This is a genomic window from Olleya sediminilitoris, from assembly GCF_016785945.1.
In the GTDB taxonomy this organism is placed as follows: Bacteria; Bacteroidota; Bacteroidia; order Flavobacteriales; family Flavobacteriaceae; genus Olleya; species Olleya sediminilitoris.
On the sequence record NZ_JAEMEF010000012.1, the window covers coordinates 1 to 22,359 of the forward strand.

The 22,359-nt window shown below is 29.8% G+C and carries 26 protein-coding genes; 8 read left to right on the forward strand and 18 right to left on the reverse strand.

The features are described 5' to 3' along the window. The 3 genes from JAO71_RS12445 to JAO71_RS12455 form a co-directional block, all read left to right on the forward strand. Positions 1-2,291 (forward strand): T9SS type B sorting domain-containing protein (locus JAO71_RS12445; RefSeq protein WP_203001103.1); only part of this gene is annotated, 2,291 nt, incomplete at its 5' end. A gap of 52 nt (positions 2,292-2,343) precedes the next feature. Continuing rightward, positions 2,344-3,288 (forward strand): PorP/SprF family type IX secretion system membrane protein, encoded by a 945-nt coding sequence (locus JAO71_RS12450; protein WP_116823874.1) that lies wholly within the window; start codon positions 2,344-2,346, stop codon positions 3,286-3,288. An 18-nt stretch (positions 3,289-3,306) separates the two neighbouring features. Further along, positions 3,307-5,256, forward strand: a complete 1,950-nt coding sequence (locus JAO71_RS12455) for an OmpA family protein (RefSeq protein ID WP_203001105.1) — start codon at positions 3,307-3,309, stop codon at positions 5,254-5,256. Positions 5,257-5,323: 67 nt separating this feature from the next. Here JAO71_RS12455 and JAO71_RS12460 read toward each other — a convergent pair whose 3' ends face one another. Continuing rightward, entirely contained in the window at positions 5,324-6,022 is a 699-nt protein-coding gene (locus JAO71_RS12460) for a hypothetical protein (RefSeq protein ID WP_116823876.1), read from the reverse strand. 292 nt (positions 6,023-6,314) lie between these two features. On the opposite strand from JAO71_RS12460, the gene JAO71_RS12465 reads away from it, so the two are divergent. Next, entirely contained in the window at positions 6,315-6,782 is a 468-nt protein-coding gene (locus tag JAO71_RS12465) for a CBS domain-containing protein (protein WP_028290285.1), read from the forward strand. Between the two features lie 2 nt (positions 6,783-6,784). Here JAO71_RS12465 and JAO71_RS12470 read toward each other — a convergent pair whose 3' ends face one another. The 5 genes from JAO71_RS12470 to JAO71_RS12490 are packed head-to-tail and all read right to left on the reverse strand — an operon-like array spanning position 6,785 to position 10,018. Further along, positions 6,785-7,465: a hypothetical protein gene (locus tag JAO71_RS12470; RefSeq protein WP_203001107.1), complete on the reverse strand. Its 681-nt coding sequence runs from the start codon at positions 7,463-7,465 to the stop codon at positions 6,785-6,787. 55 nt (positions 7,466-7,520) lie between these two features. After that, entirely contained in the window at positions 7,521-8,639 is a 1,119-nt protein-coding gene (locus JAO71_RS12475) for a DUF2891 domain-containing protein (RefSeq protein ID WP_203001109.1), read from the reverse strand. Between the two features lie 4 nt (positions 8,640-8,643). Continuing rightward, positions 8,644-8,991 (reverse strand): hypothetical protein, encoded by a 348-nt coding sequence (locus tag JAO71_RS12480; RefSeq protein ID WP_028608154.1) that lies wholly within the window; start codon positions 8,989-8,991, stop codon positions 8,644-8,646. After that, positions 8,988-9,524, reverse strand: a complete 537-nt coding sequence (locus JAO71_RS12485; RefSeq protein WP_203001111.1) for a GNAT family N-acetyltransferase — start codon at positions 9,522-9,524, stop codon at positions 8,988-8,990. The genes JAO71_RS12480 and JAO71_RS12485 overlap by 4 nt, the downstream gene beginning before the upstream one ends. A 2-nt stretch (positions 9,525-9,526) precedes the next feature. Further along, complete coding sequence (locus tag JAO71_RS12490) at positions 9,527-10,018, reverse strand: DUF6265 family protein (protein WP_203001113.1); 492 nt, start codon at positions 10,016-10,018, stop codon at positions 9,527-9,529. Between the two features lie 167 nt (positions 10,019-10,185). Here JAO71_RS12490 and JAO71_RS12495 point away from each other — a divergent pair, with 167 nt between their 5' ends. Beyond that, positions 10,186-10,518: a single-stranded DNA-binding protein gene (locus JAO71_RS12495; protein WP_203001115.1), complete on the forward strand. Its 333-nt coding sequence runs from the start codon at positions 10,186-10,188 to the stop codon at positions 10,516-10,518. Between the two features lie 68 nt (positions 10,519-10,586). Here the strand turns inward: JAO71_RS12495 and JAO71_RS12500 are convergent, their stop codons facing one another. The 11 genes from JAO71_RS12500 to JAO71_RS12550 form a co-directional block, all read right to left on the reverse strand. Beyond that, on the reverse strand, positions 10,587-10,727 hold the full coding sequence (locus JAO71_RS12500) for a hypothetical protein (RefSeq protein ID WP_162874891.1): 141 nt from the start codon (positions 10,725-10,727) through the stop codon (positions 10,587-10,589). Positions 10,728-10,739: 12 nt separating this feature from the next. Beyond that, positions 10,740-10,952 carry a hypothetical protein gene (locus JAO71_RS12505; protein ID WP_054852181.1) on the reverse strand — a complete coding sequence of 71 codons (213 nt, stop codon included), beginning with the start codon at positions 10,950-10,952 and terminating at the stop codon, positions 10,740-10,742. Positions 10,953-10,975: 23 nt separating this feature from the next. Continuing rightward, the gene (locus JAO71_RS12510) at positions 10,976-11,434 is read right to left on the reverse strand and encodes a ferritin-like domain-containing protein (protein ID WP_028608157.1); all 459 of its coding nucleotides are present in this window, start codon (positions 11,432-11,434) and stop codon (positions 10,976-10,978) included. A 33-nt stretch (positions 11,435-11,467) separates the two neighbouring features. Further along, the gene (locus tag JAO71_RS12515) at positions 11,468-11,938 is read right to left on the reverse strand and encodes an outer membrane beta-barrel protein (RefSeq protein ID WP_028290276.1); all 471 of its coding nucleotides are present in this window, start codon (positions 11,936-11,938) and stop codon (positions 11,468-11,470) included. Between the two features lie 62 nt (positions 11,939-12,000). After that, on the reverse strand, positions 12,001-12,153 hold the full coding sequence (locus JAO71_RS12520) for a lmo0937 family membrane protein (RefSeq protein WP_116823882.1): 153 nt from the start codon (positions 12,151-12,153) through the stop codon (positions 12,001-12,003). A gap of 27 nt (positions 12,154-12,180) precedes the next feature. Then, entirely contained in the window at positions 12,181-12,621 is a 441-nt protein-coding gene (locus JAO71_RS12525) for a hypothetical protein (protein WP_203001116.1), read from the reverse strand. A gap of 13 nt (positions 12,622-12,634) precedes the next feature. Next, positions 12,635-13,213, reverse strand: a complete 579-nt coding sequence (locus tag JAO71_RS12530) for a hypothetical protein (RefSeq protein WP_203001118.1) — start codon at positions 13,211-13,213, stop codon at positions 12,635-12,637. 249 nt (positions 13,214-13,462) lie between these two features. Then, on the reverse strand, positions 13,463-15,247 hold the full coding sequence (locus tag JAO71_RS12535) for a sensor histidine kinase (protein WP_203001120.1): 1,785 nt from the start codon (positions 15,245-15,247) through the stop codon (positions 13,463-13,465). 3 nt (positions 15,248-15,250) lie between these two features. Continuing rightward, positions 15,251-15,697, reverse strand: a complete 447-nt coding sequence (locus tag JAO71_RS12540) for a response regulator (protein ID WP_116823885.1) — start codon at positions 15,695-15,697, stop codon at positions 15,251-15,253. Positions 15,698-15,701: 4 nt separating this feature from the next. Next, positions 15,702-16,265 carry a helix-turn-helix domain-containing protein gene (locus JAO71_RS12545; protein WP_028290271.1) on the reverse strand — a complete coding sequence of 188 codons (564 nt, stop codon included), beginning with the start codon at positions 16,263-16,265 and terminating at the stop codon, positions 15,702-15,704. Positions 16,266-16,323: 58 nt separating this feature from the next. Beyond that, positions 16,324-16,674, reverse strand: coding sequence for a hypothetical protein (locus tag JAO71_RS12550; protein WP_148638429.1), 351 nt, complete (start codon positions 16,672-16,674; stop codon positions 16,324-16,326). Between the two features lie 240 nt (positions 16,675-16,914). Between JAO71_RS12550 and JAO71_RS12555 the strand changes: the two genes are divergently transcribed. Next, on the forward strand, positions 16,915-18,084 hold the full coding sequence (locus JAO71_RS12555) for a DUF3095 domain-containing protein (RefSeq protein ID WP_116823886.1): 1,170 nt from the start codon (positions 16,915-16,917) through the stop codon (positions 18,082-18,084). Here JAO71_RS12555 and JAO71_RS12560 read toward each other — a convergent pair. Further along, on the reverse strand, positions 18,070-18,528 hold the full coding sequence (locus JAO71_RS12560; RefSeq protein WP_203001122.1) for a hypothetical protein: 459 nt from the start codon (positions 18,526-18,528) through the stop codon (positions 18,070-18,072). The two genes, JAO71_RS12555 and JAO71_RS12560, sit on opposite strands and share 15 nt — an antisense overlap. A 368-nt stretch (positions 18,529-18,896) precedes the next feature. On the opposite strand from JAO71_RS12560, the gene JAO71_RS12565 reads away from it, so the two are divergent. Both JAO71_RS12565 and JAO71_RS12570 read left to right on the forward strand, forming a co-directional pair. After that, entirely contained in the window at positions 18,897-19,694 is a 798-nt protein-coding gene (locus JAO71_RS12565) for a GLPGLI family protein (protein WP_203001124.1), read from the forward strand. A gap of 74 nt (positions 19,695-19,768) precedes the next feature. Further along, positions 19,769-22,357, forward strand: coding sequence for a carboxypeptidase-like regulatory domain-containing protein (locus JAO71_RS12570; protein WP_203001126.1), 2,589 nt, complete (start codon positions 19,769-19,771; stop codon positions 22,355-22,357). Positions 22,358-22,359: the final 2 nt, after the last annotated feature.

A 22,359-nucleotide genomic window follows, 5' to 3' on the forward strand; every position in this document is an offset into this window, starting at 1 on the left:
ATTGTGATGGAGATGGTGTTACAGATGCAGATGAGATAAACGGACCTGATGGAGACCCAACGACAGCAGACGGAACGGATCCAAACGATCCATGTGATTATGATGTTTCAAGTGTAACTGTAGCAGTTACAAGTACAGTAGATTGTGATGGTGACGGAGTTATAGACGCAGATGAAATCGCAAACGGAACAGATCCAAACGATGCTTGTGATTATAACGTAGCAGACATCACTGTAGCAGTTACAAGTACAGTAGATTGTGATGGCGACGGAGTTACAGACGCAGATGAGATTTCAAGTGGAACAGATCCAACGGATCCATGTGATTATAACGTAGCAGATATCACAGTAGCAGTCACCAGCACAGTAGATTGTGATGGCGATGGCGTTACAGATGCAGATGAGATTTCAAGTGGAACAGATCCAACGGATGCCTGTGATTATAATGTAGGCGACATTACAGTACCAGTCACCAGCACAGTAGATTGTGATGGAGATGGTGTTACAGATGTAGATGAGATAAACGGACCAGATGGAGACCCAACGACAGCAGACGGAACGGATCCAAACGATCCATGTGATTATGATGTTTCAAGTGTAACTGTAGCAGTTACAAGTACAGTAGATTGTGATGGTGACGGAGTTACAGACGCAGATGAAATCGCAAACGGAACAGATCCAACAGATCCGTGCGACTTTAACATTGCAGATGTAACAGGTAGTCAAGATGGTATTTGGTTAGACGCTGATTGTGATGGTGATGGTGTAACTAATGGAGATGAAATTTTAAGTGGTACAGACCCTAATGATGCTTGTGATTATTTGATTTCAATACAAGATGTTAATAATGTAAGTACTATGTGGTTGCTTATGGATTGTGATGGTGATGGTGTAACTAATGGAGAAGAGATTTTAGACGGTACAAATCCTCAAGATTCATGTGAATATTTAGTCACTAGTCAAGATTTAAGCATTGTGACATCTTTATGGAATAATTCAGATTGTGATGGTGATGGTGTTATAAATGGTACAGAAATAATTGATGGAACTAATCCACTAGATCCATGTGATTTTGAACCAACAAGTCAAATAGGTTCAACTTCAGGAGATTGGTTGGTTGCAGACTGTGATGGTGATGGTGTAACTAACGAAGATGAATTGTTTGATGGTACTGATATAAACGATCCATGTGATTTTATTTTAGATAACCAAACAGTTATGACATCTACAACTTGGAATATGCTTGATTGTGATGGTGATGGAGTTATAAACAATCAAGAAATATTAGACGGAACAGATCCATTGGATCCCTGTGATTTTGATCCAGATAGTCAAAATATTGCCATAATTACAATGAATTTTGATGATTTAGATTGTGATGGAGATGGGGTTATAAATGGAGATGAAATAGATAATGGAACTAATCCTAATGATGCTTGTGATTTTGTATTAGAAAACCAAACAGAAACACCATCTACAGAATGGGATAATCTAGACTGTGATGGCGACGGAGTGATTAATTTAGATGAAGTTATAGATGGGACAAACCCATTAGATCCATGTAGTTTAATTGTATCCAGTCAAATAGTGACAACAAGTTCAATATTTAATGATTCCGATTGTGATGGAGATGGTGTTACAAATGGAGATGAGATTTTAGACGGTACTAATCCGTTTGATATCTGCGATTTTAATGTTAGCAGTCAAACTTCAGATTACACAGAAGAATGGGAAGATATTGATTGTGATGGAGATGGAGTAAATAACGGTCAAGAAATTGAAGATGGTACAGATCCAGCAAATGCATGTGATTATGATTATAATAGTCAAGATATTTCTATTGTCACAGATAATTGGTTAAATGCAGATTGTGATTGTGATGGCGAAGGTGATGGGTTTGTAAACGGAGATGAATTAGAAGATAGTAATGATAATGGAATACCAGATTATGCAGAGTGTAATAATGGAGAACCTTCAAATCCAAATGGTATTAATGTTTTTGATATTATGACACCAAATGGAGATGGACTTAACGATGTGTTTGTAATTAGTGGTATAGAACAATTTCCAACAAATACATTAAAGATTTATAACCGTTGGGGAGTTAAGGTATATGATGTAGACGGTTATGGATCTGAAGGAAGATTATTTAGAGGAACTTCTGAAGGACGAGTTACTGTTAAAAAAGACGAAAAACTTCCTGTAGGAACATATTATTACGTGTTGATCTATGTAAATAATTCAGGAGAGTCTATAGAGAAAGCTGGACCATTATACATTAACAGAAAATAAATTATCTAATATCAGTAACCCTTTAGAGTTACTGATTAAAATTCATACACAAATGAAAAACTATTTCATAATTATTTTAGGCTTACTAGGATTAGGATTTTATTCTAACCAAAGTTATGGTCAACAAGATGCTCAATACACGCAATACATGTATAACACTTTAAGTGTAAACCCTGCATATGCAGGATCAAGAGATGTATTAAGTTTTATTGGTTTGTACAGAACACAATGGGTTGGATTAGATGGTGCACCAGATACGTTTACAGCCTCATTGCATTCGCCAGTAGGTGAAAAGGTAGGATTAGGACTTAATATAACACAAGACGAGATTTTTATAACTAGCGAGACTTATATCGATTTATCATTTAGTTATACCTTAAATTTAGGAGATGATTCTAAATTAGCTCTAGGAGTAAAAGGTGGAGGTCACTTTTTAAATATTGATACAAATAAACTAAACACAGGAGCTTTCAATCCTGGTGATTCAGAGTCAGAGATAAATATAGATAATAAGTTTTCGCCACAATTTGGTTTAGGCGTTTACTATTATACAGACAAGTTTTATTTAGGCTTGAGTGCACCAAATATATTAGAGACAGAACATTTTGATGAGAATGCAGCAAATAACAATTCTTTTGCTACAGCTACAGAGCGAGTTAATTTTTACATTATGGCAGGACGCACTTATGATTTAAATTCAGACTTAAAGTTTAAGCCATCAACATTAGTTAAGTTTGTAGATGGAGCACCATTACAAGTGGATTTGTCAGCTAATTTTTTAATAAAAGAGAAGTTAACATTAGGTGCTGCCTACCGTTGGAGTGCAGCATTAAGTGCTATGGCAGGATTTCAGGTTTCTGATCAGATAATGTTGGGAGTTGCTTATGATCGTGAGACAACAGAATTAAAACAGTATAATGATGGTTCTTATGAGGTGTTTTTAAGATTCGAATTATTTAAAAGAAATAACCGTATGATCTCTCCAAGATTCTTCTAATTCAAAAAAATAATTAACATGAAAAAAATAATTACAATAGGTATTAGCTTATTTTTTCTTTCAATAAATGTTTTATTAGCCCAAGAGAAAAAGGCAGAAAAAGAAGGTAATAAAGAATTTGAAAATCTTGCATTTATAGAAGCTAGAGACTCTTATTTAAAAGCAGCTAATAATGGTTACAAATCCGATGAGTTATTAAAAAAATTAGGAGATTCTTATTATTTTAATGCCGACTATAAAAATGCTTCAAAGTGGTATGGTCAGTTATTTTACTCAGCAGATAGCATTCAGCCGGAATACATGTATCGCTATGCATTATCGTTAAAGAGTGATAAGCGTTATTTAGCTTCAGATGAAGTAATGGAAATGTTTTATGCAAGTAAAGGAGAAGACTATCGAGCTAATTTGTTTATAAACGAAAGAAATTATTTAGAGGAAATAGAGATGCAATCTGGTAGGTTTGAGATAATTAATGTGCCATTTAACTCTGCATTGTCAGACTTTGCACCTTCTTATTACCAAGGAAGTTTAATTTACTCATCAAACAGAGAAGAACGCGGAGCAACAAAACGTGTTCACGATTGGAATGAACAACCATTTTTGGAGCTTTATAAACTAAATAGTACAGAGGTTTTAAAGCCCACTAGTTCAAAGTTTAGTAGTAAAATTAATTCAATTTATCACGAGTCTACCGCTATCTTCACAAAAGATGCATTAACCATGTATTTTACTAGAAATAATTATACAAATGAAGATTATAAGCAGGATGATCAAGGCACAAACCGATTAAAGTTATACAGAGCAACACGAATAGACAGAGGTAGCACAGAATGGGATGTAGTTGAGTTACCGTTTAATAGTGATCAATACTCAGTAGCACATCCAGCACTTAGCCCTGATGAGAAGACCTTGTATTTTGCAAGTGACATGCCAGGAACAAAAGGATTGTCAGATTTATACAAAGTAGCTATAAAAGACAGTGTATTTGGACCAATAGAAAGTTTAGGTGATATTATAAATACAGAAGGAAGAGAAACTTTCCCTTTTGTAAGTGAGGATAATAAATTATACTTCTCTTCAGATGGACATGTAGGACTAGGCGGATTAGATGTTTTTGTATCAGAATTTAATGAAGATGAAACATTAGGAGACGTATTTAATTTAGGACGTCCAATAAATGGAACCGAAGATGATTTTACATTTATAATGGACAGTAAAACAGGTTTAGGTTATTTTGCTTCAAATAGAGAAGGTGGAGTTGGAGATGATGATATCTATAGTTTTAAGATGTACAAACCATTAATAAGTCGTTGTCAACAAGCCATAACAGGCGTAGTGTTAGAAAAAAACAATGAGCTACCAATAGCAGAAGCAACTGTATATTTATTAGATGAAGAAAATAAAGTTATTGAAGAAAAATTATCAGGACCAGATGGTAGTTTTGAGTTTGATTTGGATTGTAGTCAAATTTATTCAATACGATCAACTAAAGCAAGTTATTTACCTGCAGAGAAGGTATTTAATACTCCAAGTAGAACAGGTAAAGTAGAGAGAACATTACAAATGCGTCCATCCGAAGATATACCAGCTCCATTAGGAACAGATATTGCTCCTTTATTAGGAATAAATATTATTTACTTTGATTTAGATAAGTCATTTATCCGAAAAGATGCAGAGGTTGAGTTAAGAAAAGTAATAGACTTTATGAATGTGTATTCAAAAGTTAACATAGATGTACGTTCACATACAGATAGTCGTAATACTAGTGCTTACAATATAGATTTGTCAAACAGACGTGCAAAAGCAACAATAGACTATTTAGTAAATGTAGGAGGTATTAATAGGTCAAGATTAACAGGTGAAGGCTATGGAGAAACACAATTACGAAACAGATGTAGTGATGGTGTAAAGTGTAGTGAGTCAGAACACCAATTAAACAGACGTAGTGAATTTATAATAGTCAAATAATTATGAAGTTTTAAATAAAAAAAGCCTTCCAAATTTGGAAGGCTTTTTTTATACTTTAAGCTAATGTTTAATTTTTAGTTTCGTTAGATTCTACAGGTTGCGACAATGCATTTTTAGCTATTAAAGCCATGTTAAATTGAGGTTCTATAGCTAACGCTTTATCTAAAATTAAAACTGCAGCAGCTTTATTAGTTTCTTTGTTTTCGTTAAATTTAATTAAAGCTTCTACATAATATAAAGCTGCTTTTAAAGGTACTTTGTAAGGTTGTTGTGTTTCATAAAAAGTTTTTCCTTGATTATCATTAACTGTTTTTAATCCTAAATCAACATATTTTTTTGCTTCTGTAAGATTTATTAGATTTAAGTTTATTTCAGCTATTTCGTAAGCCACTTGAGCATTTTGGTATTTATCATGAAGTGCAACATAAAATGGAAGCGCAGCTTTTAGGTTACCAATAGTTTTTAATGCAACAGCTTTTACCTCTAAGGCAATATCAGAGTCGTTAGTTTTTTGTTCTATACCAATAGTATTAAGTGCTTGTGTAAACTTTCCATCATTAAGATAAATATAAGCTAAGGTATCTTTTCTTGCTTCAGATGGCTTTAAAACATTTAAATGTGTCAATGCATTAATAATCCCTTGAACGTCACCTTGCGCTTTCATTTGTTTATAATAGGCTTCGTAGTGAGAAGACAAAGCATCGTTATTTTGTGCTATTGCATTAAAGCTAATACTTAAAACAAGTATGTAAAATATGTTTTTCATTTTTATAATTTTAATTGAATCAAAATTATAAAAATATTTTGGTGTAAAATCTTAAAACATTAATAATTAATTATTTACTGAAACAGTAGTTTTTCTAGTTTCAAAAACGTTTTTAAAATCATGATTTTAAAATAATATTTACACATTTATTTGTGGTTTAAAGAGAGTTGTTATTTATCAAAACATGATAATTTTAATTAAAGATAAGTATCTTGTTAATACTGATGTTATTAGTTTTTTTAGGATAACTAATTAAAAATCAGTAACTTTAAAATGGATAAAACAAACAACTATGGGAATTAAAAGTTTTGAAGGATCAAGAAAAGGACAACAACAAGTGGTAAATAATCAATCTTTAAAAGTCAGTGATTATATGACTAAAGATTTAATTACCTTTAAAACCACGCAAAGTGTAGAAGAGGTTATTGATACTTTAATTAAACATAAAATTTCAGGTGGACCAGTTGTTAATGATAATTATGAGTTGATAGGTATTATATCCGAAGGCGATTGTATTAAGCAAATTAGCGAAAGTAGATATTATAATATGCCATCAGATAATAATAGTGTAGAAAAACACATGGTTAAAAATGTTGAAACTATTGATGGTAATCTTGATGTATTTGATGCAGCCAAAAAGTTTTTAGACTCTAAACGTAGACGATTTCCAATAGTTAAAGACGGAAAATTAGTGGGGCAAATCAGTCAAAAAGATATCCTTAAAGCAGCTATGCAATTAAAAGGTCATAACTGGAAATAATATTAAACACGTCCATGTTTAGGTCTTAATGCATCTGGACTATCTGTAATTATAATTTTGTTTTTGTCTTTAGATGTCAACGACGCAATACTGCTATAGTTGTAACCAGCAACAGGGTTTTCAAGTTTACTCCACTTAACTAGTCCAGCAACCGTTATACGTTCACCAACCTCTACAATAGCTTCTGTATAACGCAGTGATTTATTCATACCAAAAATGCCTTCTGTTTTAATATTGTAAGATTCTAAAAGGGATCTAAATTTAGGTGAAGGATCATTAAAAGTACCACTATTAGCTTTGTTATCTATTACTAAGTAATCTTTATAGCTAGTAGGAAAAACAATTAGACGTTCACTTGATTGCTCGATAAAAAAATCTTGAATTTTAATCTCATTAACAACCGTTTTCCAATGTGAATTTTTTCCATTGTTTACTTTTTTCTGGATAGTAATTTTATAAAATACACACTTACGTTTGCTTAGTGGTGCAATTAAAGGCGCATCAATATTTAAAGCTGTACCTTCAATTTTAGCAAATTTGTTGTTTTGTAAACTTCCTATTTTGCTAAATGGCAATGCTTTTAATCGTCTTAAAATAATAGCTTTAGGATTAAAAAAGTAGATTAAAATGCCAATAGTTATGACAATACAAAGTATTACAATTATAATCATAGGTGGTTTCATAAAACTAAATTAATTTAAGGGTGTTAAAATATAAGTCTAACAACTTTAAAATACGTTACATGTTTTGCTGTCCTGTTTGTAAAGCATATAAGGCAAAAGAAGCTAACCAATGGGCTCCAGCATACTCACCAGAATCCATTTTAGAATAACTTGCATTAAAATGAGTATTAGCCAATGTCAACATTTTTTTGTTATTTAATGTTTGCCCTATTTGGTTTAAACACCAAGCGCGACTAAAATTTAAACCATCCAAATGTGCCATTTTCCCATCTGTTTTATCAACAACTTCAACAGTACTTATATAGTTTGATGGTTGATCCCTAAAACCAGGCAAAAATTGGTCTAACCATGTAATATAGTCTGTTTTTGGTAGCACCTTAGCCATTAAAGAAGCTTCTTGTAAACAAGGTGATAAAAAGTCAAAACCACCAGGTTCCCAAGTAATAGGGCAACCCTTATCTTTTAAGTAAAATAATTTAGCCTGTTTAATTATAACTTGCTTCAATTTAGGGCTATATTTTTTAGCATAATCCAACACAAAACTCATCCCAAAAGCAGTATTTGGATGTTCACCAACACGAATAGGGTAATTTAATTTATTAAAAAATTCAATGCATTTTTCTTCAATAAGTTGTGTTAATGGTTCTAGATTTTTGGCTAGAGTAGTACCTTCAGTAGTATTCCAATCTTTAAGACTTTCAGATAATTTAAGTAACCAAGCCCAACCGTAAGTACGTTCAAAAGTTTTGTTGTACTGATCATCAAAATATTCAATTTCTTTTAAAATATTAGACTCGGTAATACTTGTTTTAAGTTTTTTTAAAACGTCCTCGCGATGCTTAAACTCTGGAAACGATTTTAAAATATTTACCAAAGTCCAATGACCATGTACAGAGCTGTGCCAATCAAAGCAACCATAAAAAGCAGGATGTAACGCTTGAGGTGTTTTTAAATAACTACCATCACCAAGTACCTGATTAAGTTTGTTAGGATACTCTTGATCCACACAATTGTATGCAAAAGTGTATAAATAATTCGCTTTTTTTCCGTCAAGCGGAATAGGAGCCACTTGGATTGCAATGGTATCTTTTTTTACCGAAGCTTTGCCACTAGACTTGGTGTTTTTTGTACAACCCAAACTTAAGCCTATTAGTAGTAAATAAAAATATTTCATAATATTATTGTCGTTTTACAAGTGCATAAAAATCGTTATCCAAAGGTAAATATCCTTGGTCGTAAACAAAGTAATATATTGTACCAGCTTTTGTAGTGTAAATGCTTGTAAAATAATTAAAATCAAAACCTTTGGACTCTAATTTAGTCTTAGTTGTTTTGGTTTTTTGTTCAGGATTTAGACTTTCTAAAATTCGCCAATTTTTACGTAAGCGGTTATTAATATTTCTAATTAAGTTTTTTCCGTCTTTATTAACTTTATTGTTAAAGCTGTTGCGACAACCATCACTACAAAACTTTTTATCTATTCGACCAACTATTTTGTCTCCACATTCAGGACAAGTTTTATTCATAAATTAGGGTTTTTTAAGGCGTACCAACGTAAGTTTAATTGTTCTTGTTTAAAATAAAAGTCTTCAATATAATTTAAACCTATTTTTAAAAGCGCGTTATGTGACGCTTGATTGTTAACTTCAGTAGTTGCAAAAATTTCAGATAATTTCATAGTGTTAAAAGCATAATCTAGACTAGCTTTTCCAGACTCTGTAGCATAACCTTTGTTCCAAAAGCGCTCAATTAATCTGTAGCCAATGTCATAATACCTGGTAAAACCATTCATGTTATATTCTGTATTTAATCGTATGCCAGACCAACCTACAAAGTCTCCAGAAGCTTTTTCTATAACAGCAAATCTTCCAATACCCCGATTTTGATATTGTTGTAAAACACTATCTAAAATTATTTTAGATTCTGCTTTTGTTTTAATAGGTTTATTACCTAAATATTTGTGGACATTTGGGTTAGAATCTAACTCAAACATACCTTCTAAATCACTACTTCTAAGTTCGCGAAGCAGTAATCTTTCAGTTTCAATATTAATATTCATGTTTACTTTTTGTAGTTAAATTTAATCTCTTCAGTATTTCCGTTATCCTCTACAACTACATAAATATTGATTTCAGAATCACTTATTTTTTCAAAAGTAAACTGATCAAAATACACTCTGTTATCTTCAATTTTGACCAATTTAGCATCAACAGTTTCGTCCTTTTCTTCCCAACCCTTAAAATCATTACCAAAATGTTTTAACTGAAAAATTAATGTGTTATCTACTTCTCTTATTCCACCAAGTTCATAAAAAACAACTTTTCCATTACTAACTAATTTAAAACTAAACATCATAGAGTCACCAAGTGGTGGACTCCAGATTTCTTCTGTAATTCCGCCAAAAGCTTCACCTTTCCAGTGACCTTGGATCCAAGAAACTTGTGATAAATTGGCTTTAGGTGAAGATATAGTCTCATCAAATTTTATAGTATTACTCTGTGCAAAGCTTGTTAAATAAATAACTAATGCTAATAGTGTAAGTAATTGTTTCATAACACGCTGGTTTAAGTTTTAAAGATACACTATTTCCGTTTACAAACGACAACAAACGTTTACAATCGACATTAAATGCGTAACAACCGACTAAAAGTTGGTTAATAAATCATCTTTGCAGTGTTGAATAGAACTAATGACATTCAATAATATAAAAAACTTATCTTATGAATACGTTAAGAAACAAAGTACAATTAATTGGAAATCTAGGACAAGATCCAGAAATTATTAATCTAGAATCTGGTAAAAAATTAGCACGATTTACATTAGCTACAAACGAAAGTTATAAAAACTCTAAAGGCGAAAAAATTACAGATACACAATGGCATCAAGTTGTAGCTTGGGGAAAAACTGCTGATATTATTGAAAAGTATGTTTTAAAAGGAAAGGAAATTGCTGTAGAAGGAAAGCTTACGACTAGAACTTGGGAAGATAAAGATGGTATGAAGCGTTATACAACCGAAGTGGTTTGCAATGAGTTGTTAATGCTTGGAAAGTAGACAGTACTTTATAAAAAGAAAAAGGCTCGCAAATAATTGCGAGCCTTTTTTGTGTAAAAAAATTGTAATTAATCAACCGCATCTTCAACATCATCTGCAGCGCTCTCTACAGCGTCTTCTACTTTTTCTCCTGTGGTTTCTTCTCTACATCCTGTTAACGTAATTGCTAAACAGAACATAATAATACCTGTATATGCTATTTTTCTCATGGTTTTTTGGTTTTAAGATTTGTCTTTAATTTTAATTTCGTCGTCGGTAATTTTAACTTTTTTAGTTTCGGTTTCCAACTTTACTTTATCGTCTTTAACTTGTATTTTTGCACCATCATCTTTCATGTCTTGTATAACTTCTTTTTTGTTGTTATCTTCTCTACAAGCAATAAAAGTAGTGGTTAAAACGGTTAAGGCTAAAACTGTAAATATTATCTTTTTCATAGTAATTTTTATTAAGTTTTAGATTAGCCTATAATGTCTTCTAGTCTTTTAACAGTGTTTAGAGCTGATTTTACAGTGGTTAATTGTGATTGTACGATAGTCTGAATTTCTGTATCAGTATTAAAATTTTTTAATTGGTCTTCATATTCTTTAATACTAGCTTTTTCACCTCTAATGCATTCTTCCATTAAAGCTTCATCTGTATCTGCAGATAATGTAGATTTAATATTAATCCAACCTCTGTGTAAATCTCCTTTGATTGTTCCAGATGCTTTAGGCTCTGCGTTATGTTTTCTAATTTGATAATCTAGTTCTGTAGCAAAAGTGTTACGTTGTAATGCTTTTTGTTGTAACCAGTTTTTTAATGGTTCGTTATCTGTTTTGGTCATAACTTGTTTATAACCTGCTTCTGCATCGTAATTTTTTTGTAATAAATCTTGTAATGAACTTACTACTTCTTGGTTTGATTGTGTCGTTTTCATAGTGTGTTTTTTAGTGGTTTGTAATTGTTTTTTTTAGAATCTGTAACGTATACCTAATGCAATGTCAAAATCGACATCGTCACTGTAATCGTCATCAAATCCAATTTCTGGTCTAAAATCTAGAGACAGTTGCAAAGGGATATCAAAATTATATTCGATACCAATATCACCTGCAAGTAAAGCAAATGTTCCGTCAACTTCATTGGCATCATAAGATCCAAATCCTGCTCCAGCACCAACGTACCAGTTAAAATTATTGTCAATTGGCATAACCCATTGGTAAAGTCCCACGATTTTAACTACGTCAAAATTATTTGAGTCTCTCCAGCCTAGATCAAACTCTAGTCTATTGTTATCGTTAAGATGTCTTTGGTAAGATATTTCGGCTCCAAGTCCATCATTATCACCTAATCTTAATCCTAGTGCATTTTTTGAAATGTCTTGTGCATTTACGCTAAATGCTGTAATGGTAATAGCTACAATTGATAATATTAATCTTTTCATGTTGGGTTTTAGTTTGTTTATTTTGTTTATTTTGTTTTTGTTGATGTTATGAGTCTAAATAATTAGACGCCTTTTCCTCCAATTAATCTTAATAATATTGCAATTACTGCAATGACTAATAATATGTGTATTAATCCACTTGCGCTGTAGACAAAAAATCCTAATGCCCAACCTATTACAAGTATTACTGCTATAATATAAAGTAGTCCTCTCATGGTGTTTTGTTTTTTATTGGTTAATAATTATTTGGTTGTTTTAAATGATTCGATAATCTTAGATTTTGGTACTTCTATATTACCCATAAGTTTTACCATTTGTTTTGCTTGGTTTAATGTTTTTGATACTCCTGTAGCATAACCACGATCTGTAACAACTCCCCAAGTATAAATACGCTCTCTTCCTTTGGCGTTACTTAAGTTTATGTTTGAAATCTTTTTCTCAATAATTTGAGACGATTTAGTTACCATTGCTATTTGTTGGTTAGCTTCAGATAAATTATCTGCTGTACCAGTAAATACTCCTGATGTTGTTTTTACTGTCCATTGGTAAACTTGTTGTTTCACTTTGTTGTCAATAACCTCTGTTGGGTTGCTGTCAAAAAGTTGACTGTCTATGATGTCAAGTTCTGCTGCACTTGATAATGTTATAGTTGTTGCAAATAGTAAGGTGAATATAGTTTTCATAATATGTTTTTTTTTAACTGTTAGTATTCAGGTTATTTAATATGTTATCAGCTTTATTCAAGCTTTTATTGATTTTAGAGTCTGTTTCTGACAAAATGTTTTGAAAGTCTTTGCTATTAGTTGTTTTTGACAGTTTTTCTAGCAAATACAATTGATTATCAATTTTAGCTCTAAGCTTTTTTAATGTTTGTATTTTGTAATTCAAATTATCATGATCAATGGTTTGTTGCATTGTAACCTCAGTATAATTTGGTATTGAAATTAGTTTATCACTTGCAACTTCGCTAAATTCTTTTGCAATGTTAATGTGAGTCTTTTCAATGGTTTTAACTAAGTCTGCAATACTATCTTTTGTAATTATTTGTTGTAAGGTTTTACTAAGTTTAATAACTTCATGATTATCTTTAGATAGCATTAATAAAAGCTTAGCTTCGTTTTTATTATTTGTTATTGATTTATTTTTTTGTTCTTGCTCTTGCTTTTCTTTATCCTTATTTTTAATTAATTCGTCACAAGAATTAAAACTTAAACTTATTGTTGTAATTACTAACAAGATTAAAATTGTAAATCTTCTAGTTTTTAAATATTTCATTGTAAATAATTTCATGTTACAAAGATGCAACCGTTATTAAATTTTTGTGTTACATCATTTTTTGTATTGTTTATAGAATTTTCATACTTGTTTTAGTTTCTATTTAAATACAATGCAAAGTTGCGACATAACTACAGGTTTTGTGTTACATCATTTTTTTGTTTAGTTATATGATTTCTACTTAAGGAAAGTTTTTTGTATAAAAAAAACCTTACGATAGTAAGGTTTTAGAAGTGTATTTGTATTTATTTAATCTATTGGTAAGTAAATTATAAAGGTTGCACCTATACTAGGTTTGCCTTTAGCAATTATATGTCCTTTATGATTTTCTATTATTTTTTTACATATAGATAATCCAATACCTGTTCCTGAATACTCGTCCTTGTTATGTAACCTGCTAAATAAAACAAATATTTGATCTGCGTACTCGTTATCAAATCCAATTCCATTATCTGTAAAAGTTATTTTATGATAAAAAGGTTTGGTTGGTTTTGTAATTTGAGGATCATTATCTGCTTCTATTACTTGATGTGTAATATTAATTACAGGAGATCTTTTTTCTGATTTATATTTTATTGCATTACCAAGAAGGTTGACAAATAACTGCTGTATTTGAAATGGTATTACTGTCATGGAAGGAAATGCGTCTGAAGTAATAACTGCATCTTCGGCTGAAATAACTTCAGCTAAATCTTGTTTTGCTGCTTCTAATAGTAAGTTTATATTAGACTCTTCAAATACCTTGTCTGCTTTATTGGACCTTGAAAATTGAAGTAAATCATCAATTAATAATCGCATTCTAGTAGCTGCATTTTGTATACGGTCAATGTATCTTGTGCCACGATCTGATAATTTTTCAGCTTCTTCATCTTCAAGTCTAGATAAAAAAGTTTGAATTTTTCTTAATGGTTCTTGTAAATCATGACTAGCAACATAGTTAAAGGATGACAATTCTTGATTGTTTCTTTCTAACTCAAGGTTACGTTCTTCTAATGCTCTAAAACTTATAATTTCGTCTGTAATATCTGCTGTTGTACCAAGTAAAACGGTTTCTTCTTCATCATTTATTATAGATTTACCGTAGGCTTTAAGGTGTTTGATATTTCCGTTTTTATGTACTACACGATAATATATATAGGGAAGTTCGACATTTTTTTTCATGTTTTCTACCTGTTGACTTAACTGTTCTACATCTTCTGGATGTACATATTGCATAAAATTTTGGATGGTAGGCTCAAAAGATTGTGGTTGTTCACCTAATAATCTATATAAGTTGTCAGAAAATGTAAATACGTCATTATTTTGATCCCAAGTCCAACTACCATGTTTACTTACTATTTCTGATTGATTAGTCGATTCTTTAAAAATTTCTAGTTCTTCGTTAGCAATTTTAAGACGTTTAATGTTTTTGTAAATGCTATTATAAGCTAAATATATTAATATTAACGAACAAAGTAATAATGAAAACAATAGTAATGGTGTTGCCATAAGGTCGCTTCTGTACTCATCACTACGTTTATTAAGTAAGTTGTTTTGTAATTTTATAACACCTTTAATTTGGTCTCTAATACTATCCATTAAAGTTTTACCATTCCTAAAATTAGATTTAAAGTTAGGGTCTTCAATGTCCTTTTTTGGTAAAGATCTGTAGGATGTTTTAAAAGCTATAAGTCGTTTATTAATTAATGTATTAACATCAATTAATTTAGATTTTAATTGAGGTGTATTTTTTGTTAATACCTTAAGTTCTGCAAAACTATTATTAATGCGGTTTCTTGCAGAAAGGTATGGCTCTAAAAACACAGAGTCGTTAGTTATGATATAACCACGTTGTCCGGTTTCGGCATCTTTTAGGTAAGATAAAATCTGTTCTAGTTCTACATTGACTTTGTAAGTGTGAGTGATCATCTCTGATGATTTTGTAACCTCAGTAACACTTCTGTAAGTTAGCGCACCTACAACTAATATTACTAGTGCACTTATGTACAACATAGCTCTTAAAAAAGAGATATTATTTGATAGTGTTTTTATCATAGGTTAAAGACGTAGCAAAAAGTTATCTTTATTCATGTTATTAGTGTGATATTGCCAGTTGATAGTGACTACTTCAGACAATACTTTTTTTAATTTTTTAAAGCTACTTGGTTTTTTTATGTAGATGTTAGCACCTTGTACAAAGGTGTTTTCAATATCTTCTTCTGACGCTGAGGTTGAGTATATTGCAATTGCTATATCTTTAAACTTAGGATCTTGCTTGATTTCTTGAAGACATTCTAAACCAGATTTTCTTGGCATGTTTAAATCTAAAAATAACACATTTGGTAGCGTTGCTTCAGTGCTGTTAAGGTAATCCATTAAGTACACACCATCATTAAAGGTTTGTACTTTTGTAGTCATTTTTAAATCCTCAAAAGCATCAGTAAAAAACATTCTGTCATCCTCATCATCATCTGCTAATATTATATTAATATAGTCTTCTTGCATACTATTAATTATTTTGTTGGTTTAAATCTCTTCGTTTTGCAATAATACGCTGAAAAGCTGTTGGTGTTATACCTGTGGTATTTTTAAACTGCGTGCTTAAGTGTGCTACGCTAGAGTAGTTAAGTTTAAAAGCTATTTCTGTTAAACTTAAATCTTGTTTGATAACTAGTTGTTTAGCGTATTCTATTTTTTGAATAATGATAAAGTTTTCTATGGAAGTATAAGTGACTTCAGAAAATAAATTAGATAAATATCCATAACTGTGTCCTAAAGCTTCAGATAAATATACAGAGCTTTTTACGTTTACAACTGTATCTTCATTAAAAACCATATCTGTAATAGTGTCTTTAATTTTTTGAACTAAAATGCTTTTTTGATTTTCAACAATTTCAATGTTAAATGTATCTAGTTCATTTTGTAAATCTTGTTGTTTTTCAGGAGTGATTTTTTCTAGTACTTCAATTTCTCCAAAACCTACATTTTTGTACTTAATATTATTGTTATTAAGTACTTGTTCTAAAACGGTTTGGCAAATGGCATTAAAATCAAATTTAAAAAATAATGTCATAATTAATCTTTAGTTGCAAAATAAAGATAATACTTAAGTATTAACTAATTAATTAAGATTACTTTTTAGTAATAATATCAATAATTTTTACTGTATTAGCAATTGTGTATTTTGTTAAATCTTTGTGTGCTGTTTGGTCCAAAATATAAATGTTTGAAGGGCTATTTATACTTACATTTTTGGTTTTGTTATTTATTTTAAAATGTGGCACTTTGACTTTAATGTCAAAGTAGCTATCACCAATTTTTAAATCTGTACTGTTATTATAAGCAGTATTTTGACTATTAATACTATTGTCGCTAATAGGTTTTAGTTTACTTACAATTTGTACATCATTATTTGTAGACATTATTATTAAAGGCGTCACACAAATTAAGGTAATTAGAAGTAATATTTTATTAGGTTTCATAGTATTGGTTTTAAATATAAACACATCTTTACTAACTAAATTAATAACCAACCAAAGTCATAGCTTTCAAGATGTGTTTGTATTGTTAAATAGTATGTTGCAAAATTAATGTAGCAGCTTGTGTGTCATGTTACATAATTTTGGAATGATGTTATATTATTTTATTTTCTTCTAGTTTTTAAAAACTGTAGAAGTATTACCTTTGAAGCCTGAGTATAGTCTTGTTTGCTCTTTGTTATTATGAAAAACGATTTAGATTTTTATAAAAATATTTATAAGAATAGGTTGCCATTAACCGAACTTTTAAAAGATGAAAGCCTATTTTCTAGTGTTCCTAAAAATTGGACAATTGTAATTACAGACATCCAAAATAGTACAGATGCAGTTGCAAAAGGGTTTCATAATAATGTAAATTTGTGTGCTACAGGTAGTATTATTACGGTTTTAAATACATTAAAGTCTATTGATAAATCTATTGAAATACCTTATTTTTTTGGAGGTGATGGTTCTACATTTATTATGCCTGATACTCTTGTTAAACCAATCATAAGTGCACTAAATAACTACAGTACACATATTGCTAAAACATTAAAACTTAATTTACGTGTTGGTTTTATTAAAGTAGAACAAGTGTACAATAACAATATAACTTTAAGAATAACTAAATTAAGACACAATAAATACCTAACAACACCAGTAATTTTAGGTAACGGAATTAAGTATGCAGAGCGTTTTATTAAAAATAGTTTTGAAGTAATACCTAATATAAAGGACCAAAATATAAAGCTTAATTTAGAAGGTATGGAATGTCGTTGGGACGAAATCCTACCAGATGAATCCTCTAAAAAAGTGATATGCTTATTGGTAAATTGCGATGATGAAAATAAGCAAGCTGAAATTTTTGGTACAATAATGAATGAGATTAACTACATTTTTGGTGACTTAGACAATCGAAATCCAATTTCAGCTTTAAAACTTAAATTAAATACCTCTCTTGATAAAATTAGAAAAGAGATGCGCGTTAAGTTAGGTAAACATCAAAACAATTACTTAATAAATAATTGGCTAATTACCATTTTTGGAAAATATTATTTTAAGTTTTTTAAAGCAGGTAAAGCGTATGTATATAAAGTTAGTCAATTATCTGACACTATTATGTTGGATGGATCCATTAACACTGTTATTTCTGGAACTGAAAAACAAATTAATAGATTACAAATCCTTTTGGATGATTTAGAGTCTAATAAAAAAATAATTTACGGATTGCATACAACACATGCGTCTATTATGTCATGTTATATTCAAGATAGAAAAGAAAAACATATCCATTTTGTAGACGGTACAGAAGGAGGTTATACAAGTGCTGCTATTTTTGTAAAACAAAAAATTAAAGACCTAGCTAATCTTTAATTGCGAGAAGTAAAAGGCTTGTTTAGTTTGTAGTAAATTATCCTTAAGTGTATTTAATAATTGGTATGAAGGCTTAGATAAAATACCAGATTTAATTTCTTTATTAACTTCGTTTAAAAAGTAGTTATTAAGTGTCATGCACTCTTTTAAAATTAGTTGACTCTGATTTTTATATAACTGACGTTTTAATCCAAACCACAATAATTTAATCTTAATAACCCAGTTTTTGCGCTGTTTTGGCCTAATACTTAAGGTTTTTAAAATGTTTAATGATTTGACTTTAAATGCTACAGTGTAATTTAGTTTATCGTCAATCCAAGTTTTTAAGTCTTCATCTTTAGTTTGTGATTTTAAATACTGAAATGCTAATTCAATATCATTACTAACCATAAATAAATTTTGGATTGCAGTACTACCTACTTCATATTTAATCAAGTCATTCATAACATTAGTTTTTAAAAAACAAAGTTATGGAAATAGCGTGCCTGTAATTTTATACGATTTTAGGTAACTGTTATATAATTTACTTTTTCTTTATAATTAAATACACAGGAAAATGATCGCTATATAGTATTTGATCAAATAAATTCCATTCAAAATTATGGCTAGTTGTGCCACGATCTATGGATAATAATGTTTCCATTGGATTGTATAACCCTTGATTATCCACTAATTGTTTAATACTTTTACTAGCAGCATCATCATTAAAATTTTAACTGTGTCCAGTTAATTTTAAGAAGTTGAAAAATTTAATAGCATTAGTTTTATTACAGGCACAATTATGTAACTTTATCGTATAATTTTATGCTATCATGAAACATTTAAAAATTTTATTTGTCACTTCTTTTTTATTGATGAGCAATCTTAATGCTCAAAATGTATCAATTACTTATAATGTGACAACAAATGCTAATGACGAGATTCTTTCTCTTTCATCAGAATATAACCTATACATTAAGGGAACTAAATCTGCTTACTATAGTAATAATGATGATTCAAAGCCATACCAAGATCAATCATTCATTGTAAATACAAATAAAATAGGTGAATTTAAAGAGGTAAACTCAGCAGACAATCACACAGCATATTTAATTCAAGATTTATTCTATAAAGATTATAAAGAGAATACCCTTATCTATAATGAGTTAATAGGAACCAAAAAAGTAATTATAAAAGAGAATATTAACCTTATAGATTGGACCATACATTCTGACTCAAAAAAGAAATTTTTAGAGTATGAGTGCATTAAGGCAACAGGAACATTTAGAGGTAGGGAGTATGAAGCATATTTTACACCAGAATTAACACTACGTGGTGGACCTTGGAAATTTGACGGATTACCAGGAATAATACTTGCAGTAAACAGTATAGATGGATATTATAATATAGAGCCTATTAAGATTGCTAAAAATAGCTCTGATAATAGTGACATATCAAATGTTTATAATAATGAAAAACTTATCAGTTGGGATACTTATAAAAGTGATTTTAAGAAATGGATGATTAAACAGCTGAAGAAATTAAAGTCTAAATCGCAAGATGGAGAAGCTGGTTCTGTTGAAATTACAGATAGAATTGAAGATCTAGGGATAGGTAAGTTGTCTTTTTAATGGCATCAAAAAATAACAAGATACTTTTAATTGTTTTTTTTCTTATTAAGGTTTCAACTTTAAGTAGTCAGACTTTGAAGGGTACTATCACAGATAAAAATAATACACCTATAAATGTTGCAAATATTCTTATAAAGAAAGATTCTTTAAATATCTCTGAATATATATTACCTTCTGATGGTTTGTATGAAATTAGTTTGAATAAAGACTATCTTGATAAGATTATAATAGAAGTAGATGCTTATGGTTATAAAAAACAACAGAAAACAATTACTAATCCTGAAAAGACTAAAAGTTATACTTTAAATTTTAAATTAGAAGATTATCAAGAAAGTTTAGAAGAGGTGGTTATCACAGCTCCAAGAAAAGCTGTAGTCATTAAAAAGGACACTGTTACTTATAATCTAAAATCTTACCTAACAGGAGAGGAGGTAAAGGTACAGGACATATTAAAAAAATTACCAGGAATCACGATAAATGAAGATTCTGGAGCAATTAAGTTTAAAGGTAAAACCATAGAGGCTCTTTTATTAGGAGGTGATGACTTATTTGGGCACAATTATGTGTTAGGGTCAAAAAATATTAATGCTGGAGTAATAGCTCAAGTACAAGCTATCGAAAATTATTCTGAAAATGCCCTACTCAAAGGTATTGAAGATGGAGAGAAAGTTGCGATTAATTTAGAATTAAAAAAAGGAAGATTTGACTTTTCTGGAAATATCGATACAGGATTAGGAGTTTTTGAAGATTTAGATTTAGCTCATTTTACAAGTGCTACGTTGCTAGGTGTTACTAAAGGTTATAAATCTTTTGCAAATGTAGCGTCTAATAATCTCGGAACAAATAATTCTCCTTTTGATCATTTTAGTTCTAAAAAAAACACAGAACAATTAAAAGAAGTAGATTATTTTACAGAAAAAGTAATACCTACCACTCGGTTTTCTAATTTTTTAAGTGATAATCGTGTAAATATTAATAACCAGTTATTTGGAAACTATAATGCCATTTTTAAATTAAATAAAAAGATAGATTTAAAAACAAATCTATTTTATTTAAAAGATCATTTAAAAAATGATCAATTTATAGAGAACAAATATAATTTTGAAAATGAAATTTTTACCACTGTAGATGACATCTCTTATTCTAATCAGCCAAGGCAGTTTAGAGGTGATTTAGAATTAAAATTCAAAACCTCCAACACCTCATTATTAACCTATAATTTTAGAGCTCGCCAAGAAGATATTACAAGTACTTCAGCTATAAAATCCAATAATAATAATTCTTATGAAACGATCTTAAACTCAGATGATTTTTTCATACTTAATGAATTAAATTATACAAAGCGTCTGTCTGGTAACAAAGCAATTCAAGTCTCATTATACCATTCCAGAAATAAAATAGATCAAATGTATGAAGTCACTCCTTCTTTTTTATCTGAAGGAGATTTTAATTTGCAAAATGTAGGACTTGATAAAAATCGTTTAGGAGGAAAAGCATCTTTTTTAGGTAGTTCAAAAAATGGGAGTAATTACTCCGTTTTTGTCAAAGTTAAAAGCATAGGACATAATCTAAAATCTAAATTGTTAGATGTTGAACAAGGTGATATTAATAATTTAAGTCAAAATGATCTCTATTATTCTAAAAAGAAAATAGAACAAGGAGGCTATTATAATTTTAATTTTAAAAAATTTAGAGTCATTCCAGAATATTCCTTAGGTATTCTACAAAATGATATAGAAACTATAGATCCTTTAAATAATCAGAATAAAACTAATTTAGTACTTAAAAACTCATTAAAATTAAGATATAAAATTAATAGGATAAGTTTTTTACAGAGCTCTGTATCTTACGAGACAGATAATAAAATCGAAAATTATCTTTTTTCAAACAATATTTTAATTAATAACAGAACCTTACTTTCTAATACGCCAAAACTAGATTTACAAGAGACATTAAGTATAGGTTTACTATATTATTTTTACAATTTACAAACGGAAACATCCTTGAATGTCGCTGTTAATTATAACAAGAGTAAAAATAGTTTTTTTGTTAACTCTTTTATAGACCAAAATAGAACCAGTATCAATTATGTTTTTTTACCAGAAAGTCAAGATGATTTAAGCGGAACTATTAATGGTACTCTATTTGTTCCATTTGCAGATACTTTTGTAGAGTTTGATAGTAATGTCTCTATTTTAAATTATAAAAATTTAGTAAACAATTCTTTATTAAGGAATAATGAAAGTAAGATTGCCAGTTTTGGGATAAATTTCAGAACAGCATTTTTAAAAGCTATAAATTTCAGAAACAATTTTAACTTTCAATACTCAGATACAGCATCTAGTGACGGAAGTTTATTTATTAATAGATCCCTTCGTAACTCATTTAGCACATTATTTAAGCCTACAGAAACGGTTTTTTTTAAATTAACATCAGATGTTTTTTTACCCTCTTTGTCAAATAATAATGAGCTTTATAATTTTATAGATTTTTCTTTTAAATATACTCCAAAAGGTAAAAAATATAGTTTTAAATTAGTTTCTAATAATATACTTAATGAGGTTAATTTTGAACAAGTCCAAGTATCTGATTTTGGTACTAATATTCAAAGAACAAATTTGCTTCCTTCTTATACTTTTTTAGCTTTTAGCTATACTTTTTAAAT

What these genes read in the sequence shown, in the direction of transcription:
- JAO71_RS12555 (WP_116823886.1), top strand. Translation starts at nt 16,915, where the DNA reads ATGAAAAACGATTTAGATTTTTATAAAAATATTTATAAGAATAGGTTG.
- JAO71_RS12550 (WP_148638429.1), bottom strand. Translation starts at nt 16,674, where the DNA reads ATGAAACCTAATAAAATATTACTTCTAATTACCTTAATTTGTGTGACG.
- JAO71_RS12540 (WP_116823885.1), bottom strand. Translation starts at nt 15,697, where the DNA reads ATGCAAGAAGACTATATTAATATAATATTAGCAGATGATGATGAGGAT.
- JAO71_RS12560 (WP_203001122.1), bottom strand. Translation starts at nt 18,528, where the DNA reads ATGAATGACTTGATTAAATATGAAGTAGGTAGTACTGCAATCCAAAAT.
- JAO71_RS12470 (WP_203001107.1), bottom strand. Translation starts at nt 7,465, where the DNA reads ATGAAACCACCTATGATTATAATTGTAATACTTTGTATTGTCATAACT.
- JAO71_RS12450 (WP_116823874.1), top strand. Translation starts at nt 2,344, where the DNA reads ATGAAAAACTATTTCATAATTATTTTAGGCTTACTAGGATTAGGATTT.
- JAO71_RS12460 (WP_116823876.1), bottom strand. Translation starts at nt 6,022, where the DNA reads ATGAAAAACATATTTTACATACTTGTTTTAAGTATTAGCTTTAATGCA.
- JAO71_RS12500 (WP_162874891.1), bottom strand. Translation starts at nt 10,727, where the DNA reads ATGAGAAAAATAGCATATACAGGTATTATTATGTTCTGTTTAGCAATT.
- JAO71_RS12530 (WP_203001118.1), bottom strand. Translation starts at nt 13,213, where the DNA reads ATGAAATATTTAAAAACTAGAAGATTTACAATTTTAATCTTGTTAGTA.
- JAO71_RS12535 (WP_203001120.1), bottom strand. Translation starts at nt 15,247, where the DNA reads ATGATAAAAACACTATCAAATAATATCTCTTTTTTAAGAGCTATGTTG.
- JAO71_RS12455 (WP_203001105.1), top strand. Translation starts at nt 3,307, where the DNA reads ATGAAAAAAATAATTACAATAGGTATTAGCTTATTTTTTCTTTCAATA.
- JAO71_RS12495 (WP_203001115.1), top strand. Translation starts at nt 10,186, where the DNA reads ATGAATACGTTAAGAAACAAAGTACAATTAATTGGAAATCTAGGACAA.
- JAO71_RS12475 (WP_203001109.1), bottom strand. Translation starts at nt 8,639, where the DNA reads ATGAAATATTTTTATTTACTACTAATAGGCTTAAGTTTGGGTTGTACA.
- JAO71_RS12525 (WP_203001116.1), bottom strand. Translation starts at nt 12,621, where the DNA reads ATGAAAACTATATTCACCTTACTATTTGCAACAACTATAACATTATCA.
- JAO71_RS12515 (WP_028290276.1), bottom strand. Translation starts at nt 11,938, where the DNA reads ATGAAAAGATTAATATTATCAATTGTAGCTATTACCATTACAGCATTT.
- JAO71_RS12565 (WP_203001124.1), top strand. Translation starts at nt 18,897, where the DNA reads ATGAAACATTTAAAAATTTTATTTGTCACTTCTTTTTTATTGATGAGC.
- JAO71_RS12510 (WP_028608157.1), bottom strand. Translation starts at nt 11,434, where the DNA reads ATGAAAACGACACAATCAAACCAAGAAGTAGTAAGTTCATTACAAGAT.
- JAO71_RS12545 (WP_028290271.1), bottom strand. Translation starts at nt 16,265, where the DNA reads ATGACATTATTTTTTAAATTTGATTTTAATGCCATTTGCCAAACCGTT.
- JAO71_RS12485 (WP_203001111.1), bottom strand. Translation starts at nt 9,524, where the DNA reads ATGAATATTAATATTGAAACTGAAAGATTACTGCTTCGCGAACTTAGA.
- JAO71_RS12505 (WP_054852181.1), bottom strand. Translation starts at nt 10,952, where the DNA reads ATGAAAAAGATAATATTTACAGTTTTAGCCTTAACCGTTTTAACCACT.
- JAO71_RS12480 (WP_028608154.1), bottom strand. Translation starts at nt 8,991, where the DNA reads ATGAATAAAACTTGTCCTGAATGTGGAGACAAAATAGTTGGTCGAATA.
- JAO71_RS12465 (WP_028290285.1), top strand. Translation starts at nt 6,315, where the DNA reads ATGGGAATTAAAAGTTTTGAAGGATCAAGAAAAGGACAACAACAAGTG.
- JAO71_RS12490 (WP_203001113.1), bottom strand. Translation starts at nt 10,018, where the DNA reads ATGAAACAATTACTTACACTATTAGCATTAGTTATTTATTTAACAAGC.
- JAO71_RS12520 (WP_116823882.1), bottom strand. Translation starts at nt 12,153, where the DNA reads ATGAGAGGACTACTTTATATTATAGCAGTAATACTTGTAATAGGTTGG.